Origin of the sequence: Streptomyces sp. KL2 (genome assembly GCF_046529545.1) — a bacterium.
Lineage (GTDB): Bacteria > Actinomycetota > Actinomycetes > Streptomycetales > Streptomycetaceae > Streptomyces > Streptomyces radiopugnans.
This window is the reverse complement of the sequence record NZ_CP127170.1, coordinates 485608-508291: the sequence shown is the minus strand read 5'-3', so window position 1 is coordinate 508291 and position 22684 is coordinate 485608. Positions and strand designations below refer to the sequence as shown.

27 protein-coding genes are annotated in these 22684 nt (G+C 73.9%); 16 read left to right on the top strand and 11 right to left on the bottom strand.

The window, feature by feature from the left end; genetic code table 11:
• Positions 1–642, bottom strand: a complete 642-nt coding sequence (locus tag QPK52_RS02360; RefSeq protein ID WP_410535240.1) for a MerR family transcriptional regulator — start codon at positions 640–642, stop codon at positions 1–3.
• Between the two features lie 155 nt (positions 643–797).
• Between QPK52_RS02360 and QPK52_RS02355 the strand changes: the two genes are divergently transcribed.
• Together QPK52_RS02355 and QPK52_RS02350 are read left to right on the top strand one after the other, a co-directional pair.
• A complete protein-coding gene (locus QPK52_RS02355; RefSeq protein ID WP_410535239.1) occupies positions 798–1199 on the top strand; it encodes a DUF3291 domain-containing protein in 402 nt (133 codons plus the stop codon).
• A gap of 42 nt (positions 1200–1241) precedes the next feature.
• Entirely contained in the window at positions 1242–2708 is a 1467-nt protein-coding gene (locus QPK52_RS02350; protein ID WP_410535238.1) for an MFS transporter, read from the top strand.
• A 21-nt stretch (positions 2709–2729) separates the two neighbouring features.
• Here the strand turns inward: QPK52_RS02350 and QPK52_RS02345 are convergent, their stop codons facing one another.
• Positions 2730–3149: a VOC family protein gene (locus QPK52_RS02345; protein WP_410535237.1), complete on the bottom strand. Its 420-nt coding sequence runs from the start codon at positions 3147–3149 to the stop codon at positions 2730–2732.
• A gap of 377 nt (positions 3150–3526) precedes the next feature.
• Here QPK52_RS02345 and QPK52_RS02340 point away from each other — a divergent pair, with 377 nt between their 5' ends.
• On the top strand, positions 3527–3808 hold the full coding sequence (locus QPK52_RS02340; protein ID WP_093850170.1) for a GlsB/YeaQ/YmgE family stress response membrane protein: 282 nt from the start codon (positions 3527–3529) through the stop codon (positions 3806–3808).
• Positions 3809–4293: 485 nt separating this feature from the next.
• Here the strand turns inward: QPK52_RS02340 and QPK52_RS02335 are convergent, their stop codons facing one another.
• Entirely contained in the window at positions 4294–5049 is a 756-nt protein-coding gene (locus QPK52_RS02335) for an SAM-dependent methyltransferase (protein WP_410540164.1), read from the bottom strand.
• A 402-nt stretch (positions 5050–5451) separates the two neighbouring features.
• Between QPK52_RS02335 and QPK52_RS02330 the strand changes: the two genes are divergently transcribed.
• Together QPK52_RS02330 and QPK52_RS02325 are read left to right on the top strand one after the other, a co-directional pair.
• Entirely contained in the window at positions 5452–6069 is a 618-nt protein-coding gene (locus QPK52_RS02330) for an RNA polymerase sigma factor (protein ID WP_410535235.1), read from the top strand.
• Position 6070: 1 nt separating this feature from the next.
• A complete protein-coding gene (locus tag QPK52_RS02325) occupies positions 6071–6802 on the top strand; it encodes a hypothetical protein (RefSeq protein WP_410535234.1) in 732 nt (243 codons plus the stop codon).
• Between the two features lie 22 nt (positions 6803–6824).
• Here QPK52_RS02325 and QPK52_RS02320 read toward each other — a convergent pair whose 3' ends face one another.
• The 4 genes from QPK52_RS02320 to QPK52_RS02305 all read right to left on the bottom strand — a co-directional run bounded on the left by QPK52_RS02320 (position 6825) and on the right by QPK52_RS02305 (position 9837).
• The gene (locus tag QPK52_RS02320; protein WP_410535233.1) at positions 6825–7505 is read right to left on the bottom strand and encodes a lysophospholipid acyltransferase family protein; all 681 of its coding nucleotides are present in this window, start codon (positions 7503–7505) and stop codon (positions 6825–6827) included.
• A gap of 291 nt (positions 7506–7796) precedes the next feature.
• Positions 7797–8627 (bottom strand): SAM-dependent methyltransferase, encoded by an 831-nt coding sequence (locus QPK52_RS02315; protein WP_410535231.1) that lies wholly within the window; start codon positions 8625–8627, stop codon positions 7797–7799.
• Between the two features lie 112 nt (positions 8628–8739).
• Positions 8740–8976: a DUF397 domain-containing protein gene (locus QPK52_RS02310; protein ID WP_410535229.1), complete on the bottom strand. Its 237-nt coding sequence runs from the start codon at positions 8974–8976 to the stop codon at positions 8740–8742.
• Entirely contained in the window at positions 8977–9837 is an 861-nt protein-coding gene (locus QPK52_RS02305; protein ID WP_410535227.1) for a helix-turn-helix domain-containing protein, read from the bottom strand.
• Between the two features lie 218 nt (positions 9838–10055).
• Between QPK52_RS02305 and QPK52_RS02300 the strand changes: the two genes are divergently transcribed.
• Both QPK52_RS02300 and QPK52_RS02295 read left to right on the top strand, forming a co-directional pair.
• On the top strand, positions 10056–10535 hold the full coding sequence (locus QPK52_RS02300; RefSeq protein WP_410535225.1) for an ATP-binding protein: 480 nt from the start codon (positions 10056–10058) through the stop codon (positions 10533–10535).
• Complete coding sequence (locus QPK52_RS02295) at positions 10535–11050, top strand: hypothetical protein (RefSeq protein WP_410535223.1); 516 nt, start codon at positions 10535–10537, stop codon at positions 11048–11050. Before QPK52_RS02300 ends, QPK52_RS02295 begins: the two co-directional genes overlap by 1 nt.
• An 11-nt stretch (positions 11051–11061) precedes the next feature.
• On the opposite strand, the gene dhaM is transcribed toward QPK52_RS02295, so the two are convergent.
• The 3 genes from dhaM to dhaK all read right to left on the bottom strand — a co-directional run bounded on the left by dhaM (position 11062) and on the right by dhaK (position 13164).
• The gene (gene dhaM, locus QPK52_RS02290) at positions 11062–11469 is read right to left on the bottom strand and encodes a dihydroxyacetone kinase phosphoryl donor subunit DhaM (RefSeq protein ID WP_410535221.1); all 408 of its coding nucleotides are present in this window, start codon (positions 11467–11469) and stop codon (positions 11062–11064) included.
• Entirely contained in the window at positions 11466–12104 is a 639-nt protein-coding gene (dhaL, locus tag QPK52_RS02285; RefSeq protein ID WP_410535220.1) for a dihydroxyacetone kinase subunit DhaL, read from the bottom strand. Before dhaL ends, dhaM begins: the two co-directional genes overlap by 4 nt.
• A 67-nt stretch (positions 12105–12171) precedes the next feature.
• The gene (gene dhaK, locus QPK52_RS02280) at positions 12172–13164 is read right to left on the bottom strand and encodes a dihydroxyacetone kinase subunit DhaK (protein ID WP_410535218.1); all 993 of its coding nucleotides are present in this window, start codon (positions 13162–13164) and stop codon (positions 12172–12174) included.
• Positions 13165–13492: 328 nt separating this feature from the next.
• Here dhaK and QPK52_RS02275 point away from each other — a divergent pair, with 328 nt between their 5' ends.
• Both QPK52_RS02275 and QPK52_RS02270 read left to right on the top strand, forming a co-directional pair.
• A complete protein-coding gene (locus tag QPK52_RS02275) occupies positions 13493–14386 on the top strand; it encodes a universal stress protein (RefSeq protein ID WP_410535216.1) in 894 nt (297 codons plus the stop codon).
• A gap of 358 nt (positions 14387–14744) precedes the next feature.
• The gene (locus QPK52_RS02270) at positions 14745–15254 is read left to right on the top strand and encodes a DinB family protein (protein WP_093659334.1); all 510 of its coding nucleotides are present in this window, start codon (positions 14745–14747) and stop codon (positions 15252–15254) included.
• A 500-nt stretch (positions 15255–15754) separates the two neighbouring features.
• Here QPK52_RS02270 and QPK52_RS02265 read toward each other — a convergent pair whose 3' ends face one another.
• Entirely contained in the window at positions 15755–16441 is a 687-nt protein-coding gene (locus tag QPK52_RS02265) for a CBS domain-containing protein (RefSeq protein WP_410535214.1), read from the bottom strand.
• Between the two features lie 90 nt (positions 16442–16531).
• Between QPK52_RS02265 and QPK52_RS02260 the strand changes: the two genes are divergently transcribed.
• Genes QPK52_RS02260 through QPK52_RS02230 form a run of 7 tightly spaced genes read left to right on the top strand, consistent with a single transcriptional unit; the run spans position 16532 to position 22684 of the window.
• Entirely contained in the window at positions 16532–17158 is a 627-nt protein-coding gene (locus QPK52_RS02260; protein ID WP_410535213.1) for a universal stress protein, read from the top strand.
• Positions 17155–19863, top strand: coding sequence for a hydrogen gas-evolving membrane-bound hydrogenase subunit E (mbhE, locus tag QPK52_RS02255; RefSeq protein WP_410535211.1), 2709 nt, complete (start codon positions 17155–17157; stop codon positions 19861–19863). Before QPK52_RS02260 ends, mbhE begins: the two co-directional genes overlap by 4 nt.
• The gene (locus QPK52_RS02250; RefSeq protein WP_410535210.1) at positions 19860–20213 is read left to right on the top strand and encodes a sodium:proton antiporter; all 354 of its coding nucleotides are present in this window, start codon (positions 19860–19862) and stop codon (positions 20211–20213) included. The genes mbhE and QPK52_RS02250 overlap by 4 nt, the downstream gene beginning before the upstream one ends.
• Entirely contained in the window at positions 20210–21682 is a 1473-nt protein-coding gene (locus tag QPK52_RS02245; RefSeq protein WP_410535209.1) for a monovalent cation/H+ antiporter subunit D family protein, read from the top strand. The genes QPK52_RS02250 and QPK52_RS02245 overlap by 4 nt, the downstream gene beginning before the upstream one ends.
• Entirely contained in the window at positions 21679–22089 is a 411-nt protein-coding gene (locus tag QPK52_RS02240) for a Na+/H+ antiporter subunit E (RefSeq protein WP_410535208.1), read from the top strand. The genes QPK52_RS02245 and QPK52_RS02240 overlap by 4 nt, the downstream gene beginning before the upstream one ends.
• Positions 22086–22343, top strand: coding sequence for a monovalent cation/H+ antiporter complex subunit F (locus QPK52_RS02235; protein ID WP_410535206.1), 258 nt, complete (start codon positions 22086–22088; stop codon positions 22341–22343). Before QPK52_RS02240 ends, QPK52_RS02235 begins: the two co-directional genes overlap by 4 nt.
• Positions 22331–22684, top strand: coding sequence for a monovalent cation/H(+) antiporter subunit G (locus QPK52_RS02230; RefSeq protein ID WP_410535205.1), 354 nt, complete (start codon positions 22331–22333; stop codon positions 22682–22684). The genes QPK52_RS02235 and QPK52_RS02230 overlap by 13 nt, the downstream gene beginning before the upstream one ends.

The window sequence follows — 22684 nt, the reverse complement described above, 5'->3', positions numbered from 1 at the left end:
TCACCCGTCGGCGCCGCCGTCCTGGCCGGCGTACCGCAGCGCGGCCTCGTTCTCCTGCGCCATCCGGCGCAGGGTGGCCAGGACCGGCTCCATCAGGACGGTCAGCACCAGGGCCCGTTCGGCGATGTCGATGCGGTCCTCGATTCCGGCGAGCTGGTCCAGGTCCAGCCGGGCGGTGGCGGCGGCCAGTTCGGCGTACGGCACCAGCTCCTCGGCGCCGTAGTCGGCACCGACCTCGCGCAGCGCCCGCAGCCCGGAGGCCAGCGCCCCGCGCAGCGGCGACTGCTCGGTGACGGTCCAGCCCATCCGCTCGACGAGCCGTTCCACCTCGGCCGTGCTGCCGTCCGTGTCGTCCCCCTCCGGCGCCGCGGCCACCGGCGACCGCAGGGCGTAGTGCGTCACGCCGAGGGTCTCGTACCGGCCGAGCGGCTCGCCGACCGCTTCCAGGACCTCCCTGGTGGCGGCCACCGAGAGGCCTCCGAGCGTGATGAGCGCTCTGACCAGCCGCAGCCGGCGCAGATGCTCCTCCTCGTACTCGGCCTGGTTGCTGGCGGTCGCCCGACCGGGCCGCAGCAGCCCTTCCCGCAGATAGAACTTGATCGTCGGAACGGGGACGCCGCTGCGGCGGCTCAGCTCGGACATCCTCACGGGGTTCCTCGATTCTGCGGCGGACGCGGCACGTACCACATGTGGACACAGCAAGTGTAACGTGCCACTATCGATAGTGGATAGTGCCACTATTAGCTCACCGCAGGTGACGCCCGCGCGCCCTGCCCGCGAGTCAAGGACCCCGCGCCATGCCGAAGCTTCCCTGGACCACGATCAACCCCGCCGACCCCACCGCCGAAGCCGTCGTCATGGCCTCCCGGCTGGAGGTCCGCTCCCTGCGGCACGTCCCCCGCTTCTTCTGGCTCTCCCTGGTGTCGTGGCGTCAGGCCCGCCGGTCGCCGGGGGCCTTCGGGGCCTCGCTCATCGCCCAGCTCGGCCGCGGCGTCTTCTGGACCCTCTCGGCCTGGGAGAGCAGGGAGGCGGTGTACGCCTACGCCAAGGCCGAACCGCACAACTCGATCATGAGGCGGCTGCGGCCCACCATGCGCGAGTCCCAGTTCGTCTTCTGGACCGTCCCCGCCGAGCGGCTTCCCGTCTCCTGGGAGGACGCCCGTGCCCGACTGGCGGAGGAACGGGCCCGGCAGTCCTGACCCGCCCGCACCCGCCGCCGACCACCCTGACGGGAGAACACCATGCCCACCGCCGCACCACCCGCGCCGACCGCCAGGCGTACGCCGCTGTGGCCGGCGATCGTCGCCTGCTCCCTGCCGATGTTCATGACCGCCCTGGACAACCTGGTGGTGTCCACCGCGCTGCGGACCCTCCAGCAGGACCTCTCGGCCAGCACCCAGGACCTGCAGTGGTTCGTCAACGCCTACACCCTGGGCTTCGCCTGCTTCCTGCTGGTCTGCGCGGGCCTGGGCGACCGCTACGGCCGCCGCCGGTTCTTCGTCCTGGGCATCGTCGTCTTCACGCTGGCCTCCGTCGGCTGCGGCCTCTCCGACACCAGCGGCCAGCTCATCGCCTTCCGCGCCCTTCAGGGACTGGGCGCAGCCGCGGTCATGCCCCTGTCGCTGACCCTGCTCTCCGCCGCGGTACCGGACCGCCTGCGCGGCCTGGCCGTGGGCCTGTGGAGCGCGGTCAGCGGCACCGCCGTCGCGCTCGGGCCGGTGGTGGGCGGCGCGGTCGTGGAAGGCCTCGACTGGCAGTGGATCTTCTGGATCAACGTGCCGGTCGGGCTGGTCGCGGTGCCGCTGGCGCTGCTCGTCCTCAAGGAGAGCCGCGGCGAGCGGGCCCGCATCGACGTCGAGGGCATGCTGCTGGTCACCGCCGGCCTGCTCGCCCTGGTCTGGGGCATCGTCAACGGGGAGACCCGCGGCTGGAGCGACGGCCGGGTGCTGCTCGCCCTGGCCGGCGGCGTGGTGCTGCTCGCGCTGTTCACCCTCTGGGAGCGGCGCACCAAGGCCCCGCTGCTGCCGCTGCGCTTCTACCGGATCCGCGCCTTCACCCTCACCAACATCGTCTCCGCCGCCATGTACTTCGGGGTCTTCGGCTCCATCTTCCTGCTGGCGCAGTACCTGCAGATCGCGCCCCCGCGCACCCCGCTGCACGCCGGTGTGCTCACCCTGTCCTGGACCCTGATGCCGATGTTCGTGGCACCGCTGGCGGGCATGCTCACCGAGCGGGTGGGCGGCGGCCGGCTCATGGGCCTGGGCCTGCTGCTCCAGGCGGGCGGTCTGGTCTGGATCAATCTGGTGGCGACCACCGACACCCCCTACTCCCGCCTGGTGGCACCGATGGTCCTCGCCGGCATCGGCATGGGGCTGACCTTCGCTCCCGCCGCCACGGTGGTGCTCTCCTCCGTGCGCAAGACGGAGCACGGCAAGGCCTCCGGCGCCAACAGCACCGCCCGGGAGATCGGCGGCGCCCTGGGCGTGGCCGTCCTGGGTACGGTCTTCGCGGCCCACGGCGGCTACCTGTCCCCGCAGGACTTCGTGGACGGCGTGCGGCCCGCACTGTGGATCGGGGCCGCGGTCACCGCGCTCGGCGGCCTGGTGGCCTTCGCCATCCCCAGGCGGCACGCCGCGCCCCCGGAACCGGACGGTGAAGGCACCGGACCGGCCGCCCCGGACGTACGGGAGGTGCGGCAGGCCGTCTGACCGGGACGGACGGGAGGCGGGTCAGGCGGGCGGGGGAGTGGCGCGGTGCTCGCCGAGATAGCTCGCGCGGCCCTCGTCGTCGAGATCGATGGTGCCCCGGGGGATGACGCAGAACTCGTTTCCCTCGGGGTCGGCCATGACCAGGAAGCCTCCCTCCTCCGCGTACCGCGGCAGCCATCGGCCGCCCAGCGACTCGATCCGCCGCCGCTCGGCGGCCGGGTCCGGCGAGGTGATGTCGAGATGGACGCGGTTCTTGCCGGTCTTCGGGGTGTCGGCTCGCTGGAACCCCAGGACGGGACCGTCGCCGCGCTCGAGCCACACGTACGGGCCCGTCCTCGCCGCGACCGGCCGCCCCAGGAGTTCGGACCAGAACGCCGCCAGTCGCTCGGGATCCTCGGAATCGATGACGACGGCGCCGATGTCCAGGTGGATGTCTGCCATCCCTCGATGCTCCCAGAAGGAGCCGTGCGCCGGGGCCGTCGCCGGGGCCCCGGCCGCAACGGCCCTTCGGGTCGCCCGGTGCGCCGGTCGCGCCGCTCGGCCGACGTCCCGCGTTCGGCGGTGAGGCCGCGTCACCACGGGACGTGAGGTACCCGCCGGCGGTCGCGCCGCCCGGAACGGCGCGGAGCCACGGCGAGGCGCCGGGTCCGGCCCGCGGCCCGCGGTCCGTGGGGCTCGGCGGGGGAGGGGAGCGGCCGGGGCGGGAAGGAAATCCCCTGTTCCGAGCGCCTTTTCGCGGTGCTCCGGGAAACTCCCTTGTTTGGGTGGCGAGTTCATGGCAATGCGCTTCTGTGAAGACGACAAGGAGGTACCCAGACATGGGCATCATCGCGTGGATTCTCATCGGTCTGCTCGCCGGAGCGATCGCCAAAGCCCTCATGCCGGGCAAGGACCCGGGCGGCATCCTCGTCACGATGCTGATCGGTATCGTGGGCGGCCTTCTCGGCGGTTTCCTGGGCAAGGTGATATTCGGCGTCGATTCGATCGACGGATTCTTCGATCTCTCCACCTGGATCGCCGCCATCATCGGCTCGGTCATCGTTCTGGCCGTCTACCGGGCCGTGACCGGTCGCGGCAACCGCCGCCACGTACACGCCTGACCCGGCACGGGTCTTCCGGACATGCGGTGGTCGTTGACCGACCTGTCGCCGCATCGGCCGGCCGGCGTGGTACGGCGCGCCCTTCGGACCGGTCCCGCCGGCCGAATCGCGGGCGATCCGCGCACCCCCGGCGGCCCCCTCACCAGAGCGGGCCGCCGGGGGTGCGCCGTGCTGACGGGGCGGCCGAAATCACCGGAACACACCTCGACACGCCCCCGATTCCGGCCGGGACCCGCCGGGGCCGGGAGGCTGGGAGGACGGGAAAGGGAGAATTCAACCGGGCGATTCGGAGCGAGGATCGAGCGCGGTGCGTTTTCCCCACCGGGCCCCGCGCCGGCCGGTGAATTGTCAGGCACGAGCCCCTTTCCGGGAAACCGGAACCGGAACGGAACGCAACGGCATCACGGACCGTTCCGCCGCACCGGAGGAATACGCCGTCACCCTGCCCGGCGGGACACGGGCTCCGGTGCCCGGGCGGCCCGCGGTCAGGGCTTGCGGGCGACCGCGGCGTAGCAGGCCGCCTCGGCGTCGGTGACGTTGCCGAAGGTCTGGCCGGGGTCGGGGCGCCAGCGGTGGGAGGTGGTGATCCCCGGCTCGAACAGCTCCCAGCCGCTGAAGAACCGGGTGAACTCCTCCCTGGTGCGGGCCTGTCCGGGGGTCCCCGAAGCGCGGTAGGCCTCGGTGAGGCGGGCGATGCCCTCCGGGTCGAAGTCGGGGGTGACATGGCTGATGGCAAGGGTGCTGCCGGACGGCAGCGCGTCCTTGAAGTACTCGACGATCTCGTGCGCCCGGTGCTCGCCCGGCACGAAGTGCAGGAGCGCGTTGAGGCTGAGCGCCACCGGTTCGCCCAGGTCCAGGGTCTCCTTCACCTCGGGTGCGGCCAGGAGGGCGGCCGGGTCGGTGGCGTCGGCCTGGACGTAGGCGGTGCGCCCCGCGGGGTGGCTGCGCAGCAGGGCCTGGGCATGGGCGAGGACGATGGGGTCGTTGTCGGCGTAGACGACCCGTGACCCGGGCGCCACGTCCTGGGCCACCTCGTGCAGGTTGGGGGAGGTGGGGATGCCGGTGCCCACGTCGAGGAACTGGCGCATGCCGATGGTGGCCAGGAAACGGGTGGCGCGGTGCATGAACTCCCGGTTGGTGCGGGCGGCGACCAGGACGGACGGGAAGAGGGCCATGGCCCGCCCGGCGGCCTCGCGGTCCGCGGGGAAGTTGGTGTGGCCGCCGAGGTAGTAGTCGTACATACGGGCGGAGTGCGCCCGGTCCAGTTCCAGGTCGACCGCGCTGTCGTCCGCGCCGCCGGTGGTGCCGTCGACCGTCTGGGACACCTTGACCCCGCCCTTCGTGAGCACTCGTCGGTTCGCCGTCGGTTTCTCAACGCCTCTGCTGGAGAGGGTGGTTGAGGGAGGGTGGTGTACCGCACCGCCCCCTCCACCCATCACAGCGGTAATCACACTATTACGCTGGGCTCATTTTTTGGGAAAACCACTGTCCGACGATGCCCACGATCCGATTGGCTTGGCGGGCGAGGTCCCGTCCTCTCGCGCCGGCAGCGGCCTCCACCGGGAGCGCCGCGGCGCCGGTGGGGCGGGACGCCCGCGACCGACGACCCGACGAGCACCCACACGGAGCCGGGAAGACCCGCGGTGAACACCCCTGACAACGTCCCCGTCGACGTGGACGCCGACCCCCCACAACCCCCCGCCCCCCACCGGCGCATGGCCCTGACCTTCGACGCCTTCCACGAGTACCACCACCGGGTGTGGCTGCGGTACGCCCGCACCCAGGTGGGCAGCCGCACCGGCGCGGAGACGGTGGTGGAGGCCGCCTGCGCGCATCTGCTCACCCACTGGAACCACGTACTGGAACAGGAGTCCGTCCCGGCCTACGCCTGGGCCGTGCTCAAGGAGCGGATCCGGGAGTGGCTGGACCGCGACGACCGGGCTCCGGCCCTGGCGGAGACCGCGGCCTTCGACGCCGCCTGCCGCGGCCGACTGCTGGAGGAACTGCTGGACGGGACGGACGGAGCGGACGGCTTCGCCGCCCTGGAGAACGGGCTGTGCCTGTACACGGCCATCGCCGAACTGCCCGAACGGCAGCACGACATCGTCGTCCTGCGCTATGTACTGGGGTGCCCGGAGGAGGACGTGGCCGAGTACCTGGGCTGCGGCACGGTCGCCGTGCGCGCGCACGTGCGGCACGCCAAGCGGAAACTGGCGGCCAGACTGGGCCCGAGAAGGAACCACAGGACGGGAGAGCGGTGACGTGCGCGGTACCGAGGAGCACCGGAGGATCGACGCGCTGCTGGAGGGGGCGGAGATCCTGGGCGGCGAGTACGACGACTACGACCCGGCCGCCGCGCGGGAGCGCATCGCCCGCGCCCTCACCGCCGTCCCGTCCCGCGCGCAGCCGCCCACGCACCCGGACATCGGGTGGCGGTACCGCACCGTCCACGAACAGGCCGCCCACGACCTGGACCTGGCCATCTCCCTGGTGGTGGGTTCGCCCGGGGCGGCCCAGAGCCTGGCGCGACTGGTCGACCACCGGCGCACCGAGCCCGAGGGCGCACTGGTCTTCGCCTGCCTGCTCCATCTGGTCGGTCACCGGGACGCGGCCCAGTTCTGGTGGCAGTTCGCGGCCGGCGGCGGCAGCCGCACCGCGGCCTTCTGCCTCTGCCTCCACCACCGGCGCCTCGGGGAGTTCCGCGACGCCGACTACTGGCGCCGGCAGGCCGCCCTGCTGGGGAGCGCCCGCAGCGCCGCCCGCGCCCCCCGGAACACCGCCGCCGTGCCCGGCCTGCGCGGCTTCCTGCTGCCCGACGCCATCCGCCGGGACCTGCTCAGCCAGTGCCACCGCGGACGGCACCCCCGGCTGCCGCCCGCGGTGGAGGCGGTGGTCAACCGGCTGCGCGTCGCCGGGGACGACGAGGACTACGGCGAGATCCCCCGGCCCGAGCCGGGGCTGCCGGACGAACTCGCCGGGCCCCGCCCCCACTGAGGCGCACTGAAGCGGGCGCGGTTCAGGCGGTCGCCGTGAAGTCCCCGGGGGAGTGGACGGGGTGGCCGGCCCGGTCCGCCGCGATCCGCCAGGCGGCGACGACCGCCCGGCGGGCGCGGGCGGTGGCCGTGACCACGTCGCCCGACAGCCGGACCGGCTCGCCGACGTGGACGTGTACGCCGGGACGGCGCAGCGGGGCGGTGACGAATCCGGCGACCTGCTTGGCGGTGGACCCGGAGCTGATCCGGCGGGAGCCGGCCTGCCCGAGGGGGACCACCGGAGCGCCGGTGGCCAGCGCCAGCCGGGCCAGCCCGCTGCGGAACGGACCGGGCTCGGCCTCGCCGGAGTCCGCGCGGCGCGGCAGACCGCCCTCGCCGTAGATGAGCACGACCCGCCCCGCCGCGAGCGCGGCGGCGGCGCCCTCCAGCGAGGCGGCGGCCCGCTCGGTGCCCCGGTGCACCGGTACGTGCCCGTCGCGGACGAGTGCCTGGCGCAGGCCGGGTATCCGCCACAGCCCGGCGGTCGCCAGCACCACGGGCCTGGTGTCCAGGCGGTGCAGGGCGGCCAGGACCACGCCGGGGTCGACCAGGGAGGTGTGGTTGGCGGCGACGATGCTGCCGGGCGCGAGGTCGGCGCCGGGGTCGCTGGTGACCCGCAGGCGGCCGAGAGCGGGGACGACGGTACGGGCGACGGTGCTGAGCACGGCGGGCTCCTCTGGGTGACTCCTGTGCGGTTCCGGTGCGTCCGCCGGACGCCGGAAGCCGGACGCCGGGAGGGGCGGCGGACCCCATACTCGCCGGGCGCGCCCGGCGGCGCCTGAGTAGCCGTACTCATCCGCCCCCGGTTCTTCCCGCACGGTCGCGGCGGCTCGTGCCCCAGGCCCCCTGCCCCTGGCCCCCGCAGCTCGTGGGGGAAGCGGCGGGGCCCGCCGGGCGCGGCCGTACGCCTCGGCGCACCGTACGGACGCGTGCGCCGAGGCGCGGGGAAGCGGCGGCTACCGGCCCGGCTTGCGGCCCATGCCGCCGGCCACCAGCAGGCCGGCGATGTCCAGCGGGGCCTTCACCGGCTCGTCGGGCTGCCAGTACGGCAGGTAGACCACGCCGGGCTCGACCATCTCCAGGCCCTCGAAGAAGGCGGCGATCCGGGCCATGCTCCGCAGCTGCCCCCGGCCGAGGGCCTGCCGCAGCACCGACTCCAGGCCGAGGGCCTCCGGGGTGGAGGAGCAGAAGTGGGTGAGCAGCAGATAGCCGCCCGGACCCAGCCACTTCTTGTAGGTCTCCACCAGCCCGTCGGGGTCCTCCTCGTCGAGGAGGTGGTGGACCACGGCGTTGAGGATCAGACCCACCGGGCGGTCCGGGTCCAGCATGCAGGTCACGTCGGGATGGCCGAGCAGGACGTCGGGCTCGCGTATGTCGGCGGTGACGACGACGGTGCGGTCGTCGTCCTCCAGCAGCGCACGGCCGTGCGCGAGGACGATGGGGTCGTTGTCGACGTAGACGACCTTCGCCTCGGGGTTGACCTCCTGGGCCACCTGGTGGGTGTTCTGCGCGGTGGGGAGGCCGGAGCCGATGTCCAGGAACTGGTCGATGCCCTGGCGGGCCATGTAGCGCACCGCGCGCACCAGCAGCCTGCGGTTGGTGCGCGCGCCCTCGCCCCCGTCGGGGAAGGCCCTGGCCACCTGCTCGGCGATCTCCTGGTCCACCGGGTAGTTGTCCTTGCCTCCGAGGATCGCGTCGTAGACGCGGGCGATGCTCGGGACGGAGGTGTCGATCTCGACCGGCTCCCGGGCCGACCGACTCCGTGTCCAGCTCATGTCGTCGGCCATCTGGTTCGTCCTCCGTCTGTGTGAGTGGTCGTCGGGTCGTGCGGATCGGGTGCGTGAGCGGGTCCCCGGACGGCGGGCGGGCCTGGAGCCGGCCGGCCGGGGCCCGCGGGGTTCAGGAGAGGAGGAAGTCCGCCTCTCCCGCCTTGGCGCCCCGGATGAAAGCGCTGATCTCGCCCGGGGTGTAGATCAGCGCGGGACCGTCCGGATCGGTGGACTGGCGGATGGCGACCCGCCCGTCGGGCAGTCTCCTCGCCTCCAGGCAGTTGCCGCCGTTCCCACCGCTCCACGGCCTGTGCCAGCCCTCGGTGCCGAGATCGCTGGCGCGCATGCCGTTGTATATGCGGTCCATTCAGAGCTCCTTGCGGAAATCCCGGAGGATCTCCTTGGTACGTCGTGCCGTTGCCGCCTGGGCCGACATGCGGTCCAGGAGTTCGAGGTGGGAGGCGACCTCGGTGCGCTCGTCCAGGTAGACGGCGCCGGTGAGGTACTCCACGTAGACCATGTCCGGGAGTTCGGGCAGGCCGAAGCGGAAGAGGACGAACGGCCCGTAGGTGCCCGGGTGGAACCCGGAGGAGAACTCGGTGATCTGCAGCGTGACGTTCGGCCGCTCCGCCTCCTCCAGCAGCCGGTCGACCTGGGCCCGCATGACCCGCGGCGGGCCGACGGGGCGGCGCAGCGCCGTCTCCTCCACCAGGACCCACAGGTGCGGGGCGTCCGCGCGGGTGAGCAGGTGCTGGCGCTCCATGCGCAGTGCCACGTGCCGCTCGGCCTCGCCCTTGACGGTCCGGCCGATCGCGCCCTTGCGCAGTATGTGCCGGGCGTACTCCTCGGTCTGCAGCAGACCCGGGACGACGTGCGGCTCGTAGGCCCGGATCACCCTGGCGGAGCTCTCCAGGCTGACGTGGACGCTGAACCAGTCCGGCAGCACATCGCGGAACCGCTGCCACCAGCCGGGCCTGTTGGCCTCCTCGGCCAGTGCGACGAAGGTATCGGCGTCGCGGCCGGTGACCCCGTAGGCCTCCAGCAGTAAACGGACGTACGGGATCTTCAGCGCGACCTCGGCCGTCTCCATCCTGCGGATGGTGGCGGAGGCGACGTGGAGGACCTTCGCGGCCTCCTCGCGCCTCAGTCCCGCCTTCTCGCGCAGGTCCTGGAGCCGCCTGCCCAGCACGAGCTGGCCCACGGTCGGGGCAGACCGGGGCTCACTCATCGCGTGTTCCTCCTGGTGTCCTGGCCATGTCCCGCAGTGTGCCACGGAGTTGACGGCGCGAACACCCTGCACCGGCAACTCTGGAATTTCCAGAGTGACCCTTGCCAACTGTCCTCTGCGGTGAGCATAGTGACGGTGTGACACGGTTCACCTCGACGCGGTCCAGGACGTGCTGCGCGCTCCACGACCGCCTTCTCCCCCCACCCCTGGGACCGGCCGTGCCGTTCGGCGGGACCGCCGGGCACCCGGCCTTGCGCGCCCGGAGCAGGCCCCCGCTGCGCAGAACGGACTTCGCGCTGCCGGCGCGCGCCGAGTCGGTGGCGAAGGCACGCCGCCTCGTCCGCGGCCTGCTGGCCGGGTGGGGCGCGGACGAGGCGACCTGCGACACGGCGGCCCTGGTGGTCTCGGAACTGTTCACCAACACGGTGGTGCACACCGGCAGCGGATCGGTGGTGTGCGAACTGCGGGAGGAGAGGGGGCCCACCGCCCAGGAGGGGACGCCGCTGCGCCTGGAGGTGTGCGGCCGCAGGCCGGGCCCGCCCACCTGCCCCGCCCCCCGGGCCCGCCTTCCGCAGGAGGAGCACGGCCGGGGACTGCTGCTGGTCGAGGCCGTCAGCGAAGCCTGGGGGATCCGGGACGTACGCGGCTGCGGCTGGTCGGTGTGGGCCCGGCTGCCGGCCGCCGCCGCGGAACGCTGATGCGCGCACCGGGCGTCGGCCGGCCGGCGCGTCTCGTACGCCGCCTGTGCTCGCCGGTCGTGCGGGGCGCGGCCGCCGTGACGGGCGGGCACGGCAGACTGCGGCTCCCCGCCGACCTGCCCGCTCCGCTCGGGTACGACGCCGTAGGAGTGGACGCCGCCCTGGGGACGCGGATCACGGGGAAGCTGCCCCGCGCGGGGTGCGTGTTCGCCGACGCCGAGCGGTGGTGGTGGATCGTTCCCTCCGGGGCCGACATCGGGGTGGCCTGGCCGTCGGCGGCCCGCTACGCGGCCGGCGCCCTCGTCGCCGCGCACCCGCCGGGGGGCGGCCCGCGCCTGGCCCACCGGCCCGAGGACGGCATCCCCTACACCCACCCCGTGGTGCTCTACATCGCCGTGTGCAACGCCGTCGGCGTCCGCCCGGTCTGGACGGAGGGACACGACGCGGCGGCGGTACGGGAGCCCCCGCGCGGGCGGGGGCCGGACGGCGCGGGCTCCGGTCGGAGCTTGCGGTAGCCGTACGCCTCTCAGAGCTTGCGGTAGTCGTACGCCTCCGTCGCGGCCGCCGCGACCGCCTCCAGGTCCGCGCCGGTGGAGGCGGTGACCACGGCCGCGACCGCGCCCTCGACGAAGGGTGCGTCCACCAGGCGGGTGCCCGGGGGCAGTTCGTCCTCGGCCAGGAGCGTGCGCACCGTCAGCACCGCGCTGCCCAGGTCCGCCAGCACCGCGACGCCCGCGCCCCGGTCGACCCGGTGGGCCGCCTCGGCGATCAGCTCCGAACTGGTGCCCAGCCCGCCGTCCCCGGCGCCGCCGGCGGGCGCGACCGGGACGGCGACGCCGCCCGCCAGCCCGAGCGCCATGTGGGCGACGGACTCGGCCACCTGCCTGCTGTGCGAGACCAGTACGATGCCGACCTGCCTGCTCGCCTCGCTCATGCGGACTCCCCGGTCTCGGCGGTTCCGGCGGTTTCGGCGAGCGCGGCGAAGAACATCGCCGAGGAGGTGGCGCCGGGGTCCTGGTGTCCGACGCTGCGCTCGCCCAGATAACTGGCCCGGCCCCTGCGCGCCCGCATCGGCACGGTGGCGGCGGCCCCCTCCTCGGCGGCCCTGCGCGCCGCCTCGAAGTCGCCGCCCGAGTCGCCCAGCGCCTCGACGGCCGGGTACAGCGCGTCCAGCATCGTCTTGTCGCCCCGTGCCGCCGAGCCCAGCTGCGCCACCGCCTCCACCCCGGTGTGCAGAGCTTCCCGCAACCGCTCCGGCTCCACGCTCTCCCGGTCGCCCAGCACCTTGCCCGCACGGCGCAGCAGCGTCCCGTAGAGCGGGCCCGAGGCGCCGCCGACGGTGGAGATCAGCCGGCGTCCGGCGAGGGTGAGCACCGCGCCGGGGGAGGAGGGGGTCTCCTCCTCCAGGGCGGCGACCGCGGCGGCCAGGCCGCGCCGCATGTTGGCGCCGTGGTCGGCGTCGCCGATGGCGGAGTCCAGCTCGGTCAGCCGCTCCGCCTCCCGGTCCACGGCGGCCGAGACCGCGGACAACCAGCGGCGGAAGAAATCGGCGTCCAGTGCGACGGTCACCACGGTCTCCTTGTCTGCGGGCGGTGTCTCGGGGGCTGCGTCCGGTTCCCTGCCCGGCCGGCCGAGGTCACATGCCCCAGCGCAGCGCGGGAGTGCGCACCGGCGCGTCCCACAGCCGCAGCAGTTCCTCGTCCGCCTGGCACAGCGTGACGGAGCAGCCCGCCATGTCGAGCGAGGTGACATAGCTGCCGACGAGGGTGCGGGCCACGGCCACGCGGCGTTCGCCGAGCACGCGGTGGACCTCGGCGGCGAAGCCGTAAAGCTCCAGCAGCGGGGTGCCGCCCATGCCGTTGACCAGCGCCAGCACGGGGCGGTCCGGGCGCAGGTCGTCCAGCACCGCGTCCACCGCCGTGTCCGCGATCTCGCCGGAGGTCATCATCCCCCGCCGCTCGCGGCCCGGCTCCCCGTGGATGCCGACGCCCAGTTCCAGTTCGCCGGACGGCAGGTCGAAGGTGGGCACGCCCCGCGCCGGGGTGGTGCAGGCGCTCAGCGCGACGCCGAAGCTGCGGGAGGACTCCACCACCTGCCGGGCCACCGCCTCCACCCGCTCCAGCGGTGCGCCCGCCTCGGCCGCCGCGCCCGCCAGCTTCTCCACGAACAGCGTGGCGCCGGTGCCGCGCCGCCCGGCGGTGTAGGTGCTGTCGACCACCGCCACGTCGTCGTCCACCAGCACCCTGGCGACCTGCACGCCCTCGTCCTCGGCCAGCTCGGCGGCCATGTCGAAGTTCAGCACGTCGCCGGTGTAGTTCTTCACCACGAACAGCACCCCCCGGCCGCTGTCCACGGCCGCCGCGGCCCGTGCCATCTGGTCCGGGACGGGGGAGGTGAACACCTCGCCGGGGCAGGCGGCGTCCAGCATCCCGGGGCCGACGAACCCGCCGTGCAGCGGCTCGTGCCCCGACCCGCCGCCGGAGACCAGCCCCACCTTGTCCGCGACCGGCGCGTCCCGGCGCACCACCACCCGGTTCTCCACGTCGACCGTCAGCTCCGGATGGGCGGCGGCCATGCCGCGCAGGGCGTCGGCCACCACCGTCTCCGGCACGTTGATCAGCATCTTCATGACTACCTCCGGACGGGTTCGGCGATTGCCGCGGCGAGGAAGGGACAGGACGGAGGGGCTGGAAGATCAGTATCGCGGCGGACGCGCTCCGGGTCACCCCCGCGTCGTACGGACGGATGGCCGCGGACACGTCACACAGAAAAGTGTGCCAAGCGGTCTCCGGGAGGAAACGAGGGACGTGTGGCCCCGGCCCCCCCTGCCGTACGGCCCTATGGGCGAGCATGGAAGAGGATCAGTGTGATCAGTGCACAACGGAACACGGTGCGAAGAGGGTGAGCGGTCAGCACGGGCGTGACCGCGGCTCCCGCACGGAACTGGGAGAGCGAAGATGAACGGACCGGTCGTGGTGGGTGTGGACGGCTCGCCGTCGAGCCTGGACGCGGTGGCCGCCGCGGCGCACGAGGCACGGCTGCGCGGTGTGGGGCTGCGGGTGGTGCACGCGTTCCTGTGGCCGGTCCTGCACGTGCCGCTGGGACCGTCGCCGATGGGTCCGCCCGAGGGCGGGCTGCGCAACATGGCCGACCGGCTGGTGGCTCAGGCGGTCGAGCACGCGCGTGACGCGGAGGCCGGGGTCGAGGTCGAGGGCGAGGTCGTCGTCGGCGAGGCGCTGACGGTGCTGGAGGCCCGGTCGGAGGCCGCGTCGCTGGTCGTGGTCGGCAGCCGGGGCCTGGGCGGCTTCACCGGGCTGCTGCTGGGCTCCACCGCCGTGCACCTGTCCGCGCACAGCCGCTGCCCGGTCCTGGTGGTGCGCGGCAGGCCGGACCCGACGGGGCACGTGCTGCTGGGGGTGGACGGCTCGGCGTCCGGCGAGGCCGCGATCGGATTCGCGTTCGCCGAGGCCTCGGCGCGGGGCGCGGCCCTGGTCGCGCTGCACACCTGGAACAACTGGACCGGTCCGGTCTCCGGCGGCCCCGCCGAGCCGCTGCCCCTGGTCTACGACGTGGACATGCTCCGGGACGAGGAGGAGCGGGCGATGGCCGAGGCGCTGTCGGGCTGGCAGGCGAAGTACCCCGACGTCACCGTGCACCGGCAGCTGGTCCAGGGCGGTGCCCGCCAGGCGCTGATCGAGGCCAGCGGCAGCGCCCAGCTGCTGGTGGTCGGGGCGCGCGGCCGGGGCGGCTTCTCCGGTCTGCTGCTGGGTTCCGTCAGCCAGGCCGCCCTGCACCACGCGCACTGCCCCGTCGCCGTGGTACGCGCCTCCGGCACGGACAGGAAGGGGTGAGGCGGTGCCGCGCCGTCCCGGCTCCCCCGCGGCCCCCGTCCTCGCCCGCGGCGAAGCCCACCACGGGCTTTCCGTCCACGAGGTCGTGCTGCCGGAGAGCGGTCCCGATCGCGGCCCGGCGGGGGACGGGGCGGCGCGGCGGCCGGAGCGCCCGCCCCGTGCCGCCCCGTCGTCCTTTCCGCCCAGATCATCGCTTCCAGGAGGTGGCCGCGGCTGCGGGTGACCGTCGGGCCTTGCCGATCCCTGTGACAGGGACCTCCGTGGTGACGGCCGGGTCCGGTTGGCGGCCCCCGTCCGGGAGCGGCCGACGGGAGTGGATACTGCCCCTGAACGCAGGCACGGATGAGGAGCGCGGACAGTGACCGGCGACAATCGCACAGGACCGCCCAGTTTTGGAAGCGAACGCGACATGCTGCGGGCTTTCCTCGACTATCACCGCGCGACCCTCGCCATGAAGTGCGAAGGACTTGCCGACGAGGAGCTGCGGCGGCGGTCGATGCCGCCGTCCACGCTTTCGCTGCTCGGCCTGGTGCGGCACATGGCGGAGGTGGAGCGTGCCTGGTTCCGTCGGGTGTTCGAGGACAACGACGCGCCCATGGTCTGGTCCGACAAAACCGACTTCCAGGCGGCGTACGACGCGAGCGCGTCGACCAGGGACGAGGCGTTCGCGGCCTGGGAGGCCGAGGTGGAGAACTCGCGCCGTGTCGAGCGGGAGGCGGAGTCCCTGGACCAGGCCGGATATCAGCCGAGATGGGGCGAGGAGGTGTCGCTGCGAATGGTGATGATGCACGTGCTCCTGGAGTACGGCCGCCACAACGGGCACGCGGACCTTCTGCGGGAGGGCGTCGACGGGACCGTAGGCGCCTGAGCCCGCAGGAGCCGCCTGTCCCCACGTACTGATCCGGTCCGGAGAACCGCCCGCGGCCGGAAAGAGGGGGTCCGGGGTCGGGGTGCGAAAGCAGAGTCGGACTCCCCCCGCCGTCGCGCTCCGTGTGAGGACCGGCGATCTGCCGAGGGATTCGCCGCAATGGCCCCTTGGCGTCCGGCCGGGGGCACCGTGCCGCGGCTCGGCGACGCGGGGGTCGATGGCGCGGCGGTGACACAGGCCGTGTTGGGCCTCGCCTCCGGGGCCCGGTGACCGCGGCACGCCCGCGCTCACCTTCGGTGCCTGTTCCCTGCGTGTCCCAGCAGCCCGGTTGCGGCAAGCGAGTGGGCAAGGCGGCTGATCCGATCCGGCACCTCGCCCGTACGCCGGCCCGCGACACCACGCCGTGGACCGGCGGTGTGCGGGTGGTGGACTCCGCACCGGCCGGGGGACCGGACGCACGCCCGCCGTCCGCGGCCACCGAACCCCTTGGAACCGACCGTCTAGGACGGGTGCACGATCACGTCCGGCGGCGCGGTGCCGTCCTCCTCCCAGGCGAGCCGGTCCACCACCCTCACCACGCCGGGGACCTGCTCGGCCAGGCGTACTGCGAACGCGGCCGTGGTGCGCCGGTCGACCCGGCCGCGCAGCTCGACCACGCCGTCGTCGACGTCGACGTCCACCTGGGACGGGTCGACCCACAGCGTGTGTTTGAGGACCCCGTCCACGATGTCCCCGCGGATGTCGGCGTCCGCGCGCACATGCATCCGCACCAGGTCGCGGCGCGAGACGATGCCGAGCAGGCGCCACTCGCCGTCGACCACCGGCAGCCGCTTGACCCCCTTGTCCTCGATCAGCCGCGCGGCCCGGGCCACCGGCTCGTCCGGTCCGATCGTCACCGCCGGCGCGGTCATCAGCTCCCCCGCGGTCCCGGTCCGGTCCGGGGCGCGCGGGGGGCGCGGAAGCCGGGGGAGCCGGGGGAGGGCGCGCGGCCTTTCCTCGCAGTTCCCCTCGGCCCGCAGCAGGTCGGCCTCGGAGACCACGCCGACCACCCGGTCCTGCGCGTCGACGACGGGGAGGGCGCTGACGCGGTTGCGGTCGAGTGCCCGGAGGATCTCCCGGTACCGGGTGTCCTCGCGCACCGAGACCACGTCGCCGGTCATCAGGTCGCGTACGTGCCACTGCCTCATCGGGGCTCCTGCGGGTGTCGTCGCCGGATCGCCTGACCCTGGATGGCATAATCCTGCCAAAATCTCCCTGAATCCGGCAAAAGGGACTATATGGGTGACCTCTGGTACGTGCTGATCGCCGTCGCCGTGTGGATCGCGGCCGGGCTCCTGACCGTCTGGTGGATGGCACGCCGGGGGCACGGGGGTCCGGGCTGGCTGTTCATGGGCGTCGTCTTCGGCCCCGTCCTGGCCCTGATCGCCGGCGAGCGCGTCCGGCGCCGGCCGACGAGGGTCGCACGGACCGAGGCAGGCCCCCGCGGCCCCGGCCGGCTGCGGGTGCTGGTCGGCGTGGACGGGTCACCGGAGTCCGAGGCGGCGCTCAGGCTCGCGGTCGGCCTGCTCGGACCGTGCACGGAGACACTGGTGGCCGCCCAGGTCGTGGACTACGACGCGGCGGAGCTCGACTGGCATGGGCGGGTCGTGGAGGCCAAGAGCCGTCTCAGCGCCGTGGCGGAGGAGTCCGGCGGGCGTGTGACCGCGTGCGAGGTCCTGGCGGGTCCGCCCGCGGCCGCACTGGCGCGGTTCGCCGGTGAGAACCGCATCGACGTGGTGGTCGTGGGCAGGCACGGTCGCGGGCTGTCCAAGCGGCTGCTGGGCAACGTGGCCCAGGAACTGCTGCGCGACGGATCGGTGCCGGTCCTCGTGACCGGTGGGCGCCACGGTGTGTCCGGGCGATGAGCGGCGAGGGGGGTGCGCTGGTCGCCGCGCTGCTCGCGATGGGCGTACTGGCGCTGCTCTCGCCCGTCCTGGACCGCCGCCTGGGGCGCGACACGGGCTATGTGCTCGCGGTCGGCTTCCTCGCCGTGGCCGTGGTGCTCACCCCGGCGGCCTCGACGGCGCTGGACGGCGGCGCGGTCACCTTCTCCCGCACCTGGACCGACTCGCCCGAGATCTCCTTCACGCTCCGCATGGACGGGCTGGCCACACTGTTCTGCCTGCTGGTCCTGGGAGTCGGCGCGCTGATCATGGCGTACTGCCCGCGCTACCTGAACGCCGGCGAGAGGCACGGCAGGACCTACCTCCTGCTCACCCTCTTCGGCGGCGCGATGCTGGGCCTGGTCCTCGCCGGCGACCTGCTGCTGCTGTTCGTGTTCTGGGAGATGACCACGATCGCCTCCTTCTTCCTGATCGGGACCGGCGGGACCAGGGCGGCCAGGCCGGCGGTGCGCGCCCTGCTGGTGACGGGCATGGGAGGACTGGCCCTGCTGGTGGCGATGGTGCTCCTCGGCATCGCCGCGGGCAGCACCGACCTGGCCACCGTGCTGATGGCGCGGGAGGAGGTGCTCGACTCCCCGCTGTCACCCGCCGTCGCGGCCCTGCTCATCCTCGCGGCCTTCACCAAGTCGGCGCAGGTGCCGTTCCAGTTCTGGCTGCCCGGAGCCATGGTGGCGATCACACCGGTGAGCGCCTATCTGCACGCGGCCACCATGGTGAAGGCCGGCATCTACCTGCTGCTGCGGTTCTCCGCGCTGTACTCCGGGCAGACCGGGTGGAGCGTCTGCCTGATGGGGGTCGGGCTGCTCACCGCCGTGCTGGGCGCCGCCCAGGCGCTGCGCGAGCACGACCTCAAGGCCATGCTCGCCCACTCCACGGTCAGCCAGCTCGGCCTGCTGGTCGCCGCCATCGGGGTGGGGACGACCGTCGCGCTGGCCGCCGCCATCCTGCACACCTTCGCGCACGCGCTGTTCAAGGCCACTCTCTTCATGATCGTCGGCGTCATCGATCGGCAGGCCGGCAGCCGCGACATCCGGGAGCTGTCCGGCCTGATGCGGATCATGCCGGTCACCGCCACGCTGGCCGGTCTGGCCGGGCTGTCGATGGCCGGGGTCCTGCCGATGATCGGTTTCGTCAGCAAGGAGTCGCTCTTCCAGGGCTTCGCGGGCGCGGACGCCTTCCCCGGCGCGGGGGTGGTGGCCGCGGCGCTCGCGGTCACCGCCTCGGTGCTGACCTTCGCCTACGGCATGCGGATCTTCTACGGCGCTTTCGCCGGGCCCATGCTGCAGCGGCAACTGCACGAGCCCTCCTGGGCGTTCATCGCCCCGGCCGCGGTGGCGGCGGTCGCCGGGGCGGTGCTCGGCCCCGCGGTGTCCGTCCTCGACCCGCTGATGCGCCAGGCCGTCCTGGACGCCGAGCCGTGGGCCGTGCCGCCGTACTTCGCCTTCTGGCACGGGCTCAGTCCCGAACTGTTCCTGTCCGCCCTCACGATCGCGAGCGGTCTGGTGCTGTTCTCGGAACGCGACCGGGTGGACCGGATGCTGCAGCGGCTGCCCCGGCCGGACGGCGCGGCCGCCTTCGACCGGGTCCACTCGGCCGTACTGGGCGCGGGCGCGGTGGTGGGACGGCCCGACCGCAGCGACTCCACGGCGGCGTTCCTGGCCCGCCCCGCGGCCGCCCTGGTGGTTCTCGGCTGCGTGGGGGTGTTCGCGGCCGACGGGCCGGGGATCCGGGCCGGGGCGCCGTCGGACCCGGTGGACTGGGGTGTGCTCGCACTGCTGGCGGTGGCGGTGGCCGCCCTGGTGCGGACGCGGTCGGCGCTGGCCGCCGTGGCGCTGCTGGGAGCGGTCGGACTGATCGTGGCGGTGTGGTTCCTGCTGGTCGGCGCACCGGACGTGGCGCTGACGCTGCTCCTGGTGGAGGTGCTGACCGCGATGACCGCGGCGTTCGTCCTGAGCGACCTGTCGCCCCGGTTCCCGCGGCCCCGCCGCGGCGTGGCCGCGGCGGCACTGGCCGGGGCGGCCGGGCTCGTCGCCGCGCTGGGCACACTGGCGCTGACCGGGGGGCGGGAACTGTCGCCCGCGGGCACGTACTTCCTCGAGGCCGCCGAGCCGGAGACCGGCGGGCGCAACGTGGTCAACACGGTCCTGGTGGACTTCCGCGGTCTGGACACCCTCGGCGAGGCGAGCGTACTGGCCGCCGCCGCGCTCGGCCTGCTCCTGCTGCTGCCCGGGCAGCCGGACGGGACGGGCGGCGGGCCGCGGGCGCCGTACGGCCGGGTGCTCGGCCCGGCCCACCGCCTGCTGCTCCCGGGCATCGCGGGCTTCTCGGCGTATCTGTTCCTGCGCGGGCACAACGAGCCGGGCGGGGGTTTCAGCGCAGCACTGGTCGCGGGCACCGCGGTCGCCTTCGGCTACCTGGCGGGCCGTACCGGCACGCGGTGGCTGAGCCCCCGGCCGCTGCTGGCCGCGGGGCTGGTGCTCGGCGCGGCCGTGGGCCTGGCCGCCATGGCGCTCGGGGACCCCTTCCTCACCCCCTTCACCATTCCGGTGCCCGGTGGCGGTCTGTCCTCGCCGCTGCTGTTCGACGCCGCCGTCTACCTGATGGTCCTCGGGCTGGTGGTCACGGTGGTGGACCGGCTCGGCGCCGGCCGGGGGGAGCACCGGTGACCGCGGCGATCGCCGTCGGCGTCCTGACGGCGGGAGGGTTCTTCCTGCTCCTGCGGCCCGGCCTGGTCCGGATCACGTTCGGGTTCGTGCTGCTGGGCCACGCGGCGAACGTGCTGCTGCTGGCGGCCGGGGGGCTGGAGCGCCGGGAGCCCCCGCTGATCGGCGACGGCGACCCGGCCGGCATGGCCGACCCGCTGCCTCAGGCCTTCGTGCTCACCGCCATCGTCATCACCTTCGGCATCACCGTGTACCTGCTGGGCCTGGCCCGCGCCGAGCACCTCGCCGGCTCCGGCAGCCGCTCCGGCGCCGGGCCCGGCGGGCCCGCCGAGACCGCGGAGCCCCCGCGGTGAGCGGCCCGGTGCTCGCCCTCCCGGTGGCCGTTCCGCTGCTCGCGGCCGGTCTGCTCGTGGCGTTTCCCGGTGGCCTGCGGACGCGCCGGCTGACCACGTCGGCGGTCAGCGCCGGGGTTCTGGCGCTGTCCGCGGTCCTGCTCGCCGGGAGCCTGGACGGAACGGTTCGGAGCCTGAGCATGGGCGGATGGCCGCCCGGCTTCGCGATCGCGTTCGCCGCCGACGCGCTCAGCGCGCTCATGCTGTGCGTCAGCGCCGTCCTGGTGCTGGCCGGCCTCGCCTACGCCGCCGGGACCGGGGACGACGCGAGCCCGCGGTTCGCCCCGCTGACGATGATCCTCTCGGCCGGGGTGTACGGGGCCTTCCTGACCGCGGACCTGTTCAACCTCTTCGTCTTCGTCGAGGTCATGCTCGTGCCGTCGTACGCGCTGCTGACGATGAGCGGCGGCCGCGCCCGGACGGCCGCCGGACGGATCTACCTCACCTTCAGCCTGCTGGCCTCCACCCTCCTGCTCGCCGGCGTCGGCCTGGTCTACGGGGTCACCGGCACCGTGAACCTGGGGGAACTGGCCGGAGCGGCCCGGCAGAGCACCGCCGCGGCCCTGGCCGGCGGCGTGGTGCTCGTCGCCCTGGCGGCCAAGGCCGCGGTCGTGCCGCTGCACGGCTGGCTGCCGCGCACCTACCCCGAGGCCCCGCCCGCGGTCACCGTGCTGTTCTCCGGGCTGCTGACCAAGGTCGGGGTGTACGGGATCATCCGGATCTACGCGGTCGTCCACGAGGGGACGGGACTGCGCCGGACGGTCATGGCCGCGGCACTGCTGACCATGGTGGTGGGGGTGCTGGGCGCCGTCGGGGAACGGGGGATGCGGAGCATCCTGACGTTCCACATGGTCAGCCAGATCGGCTACATCCTGCTCGGCCTGGCGCTGTTCACCCGCGCCGGCCTCGCCGCCGCGGTCTTCTTCCTGGTGCAGTACGTGCTGGTGAAGGCCGCGCTGCTGATGTGCGCGGGCGCCGTGGAGACGGCCTACGGCACCGACCGGGTCGACTCGCTCGCCCGCCGCGAACCCCTGATCGCCTCCGCGTTCCTGGTCTCGGCGCTCTCCCTGGCCGGGCTGCCGCCGCTGTCCGGATTCGTCGCCAAGCTGGGCCTGGTCGATGCCGCCGCGACCGAGGCCGACCACCTGGCCGTCGGGGTCGCCGTCGGGGTCAGCTTCCTCACCCTGGTCTCCATGGTCAAGATCTGGTCCGGCTCCTTCTGGGGCGGGGAGGACCCGTCCAGGGAGGAGCCCCTGCTCCGGCTGATGGCCCGCACCGCCGTCCGGCCGGCGCTCGCCGTGCCCGCGCTGGTGCTCGCCGTTCCGTCGGTGGTGCTCGGCATCGCGGCGCAGCCGCTGCTCACCGCGGCGACGGAGGCGGCGGCCGGACTGCTGGACGCCTCCGCCTACGTACGGGCGGTGACGCGATGACCGCCCGGCCGCCGGCCCGGCTGCGCCGTGCGGCCGTCCGCTGCGCACGGGTGGTGGCCTTCCTCGGCCACTACGGGGTGCGGTTCCTGCACGCCAACGTGACCGTGGCCCGGGAGATCGTGACACCGGGCAGCGGGCTGGCGCCCGTCGTGGTCGAGATGCGGCTGCGCTGCCGTACCACGGCGGAGACGACCGTGCTGGCGCACCTGATCACGCTGGCGCCGGGAACGCTCGTGCTGGAGGTGCGCGCGGAGCCGCCGACCCTGTTCGTCCACGGAATGCACGCGGCCGACGCCGACCGCTTCCTCGGCGAACTCGGCGATCTGGAGGACCGGCTGCTGACGGCCCTGCGCCCCCCGGACTCCCGGGCGGCGCGGGGGACGAGGAGACAGGAGGGGAACCCATGACGATGACCGCGGTCCTGCTCGGCGTGCTCGCGGTGACCATGGCCGTGGCCGTGTGGCGCATGTCGGCCGGCCCCACGGACGCCGACCGGGTGGTCGCGGTGGACCTCGCCTTCGTGGTGTTCGTGGCGGCCGTCGCCCTGCTGGCGGTGCGGCTGGACACCCCCGCGGTGCTGATCCTGGTGCTGGCCGCCACGCTGCTCGGCTTCCTGACCACCGTCGCCGTGGCCCATCTGCTGGAGCGGTGGCCGTCGTGACCGTCCTGGAACTGCTCGGCCACGTCCTCACGACCACCGGCACCGCCCTGGTGGCCGTCGCCGCGCTGGGCCTGATCCGCCTGCCCGACGCGTACAACCGGGCCAACGCGGTGGCCAAGGCTGCGGCCCTGGGGGTGGTGTGCGTACTGCTGGGCGTCCTCCTGCTGATGCCCGGCGTGTTCACGGCCGTCGTCCTCGGCCTCGGGGTGCTGCTGCAACTGGTCACCACCCCGTTCGCGGCGTACGCGGCGGGCCGCTCCGCGTACCGCTCGGGCGCCCCGCTGGCACGGGCCACGCACCGTGACGACCTGGGCGGCGCCCCGCGCGACGGAGGGTGGTGA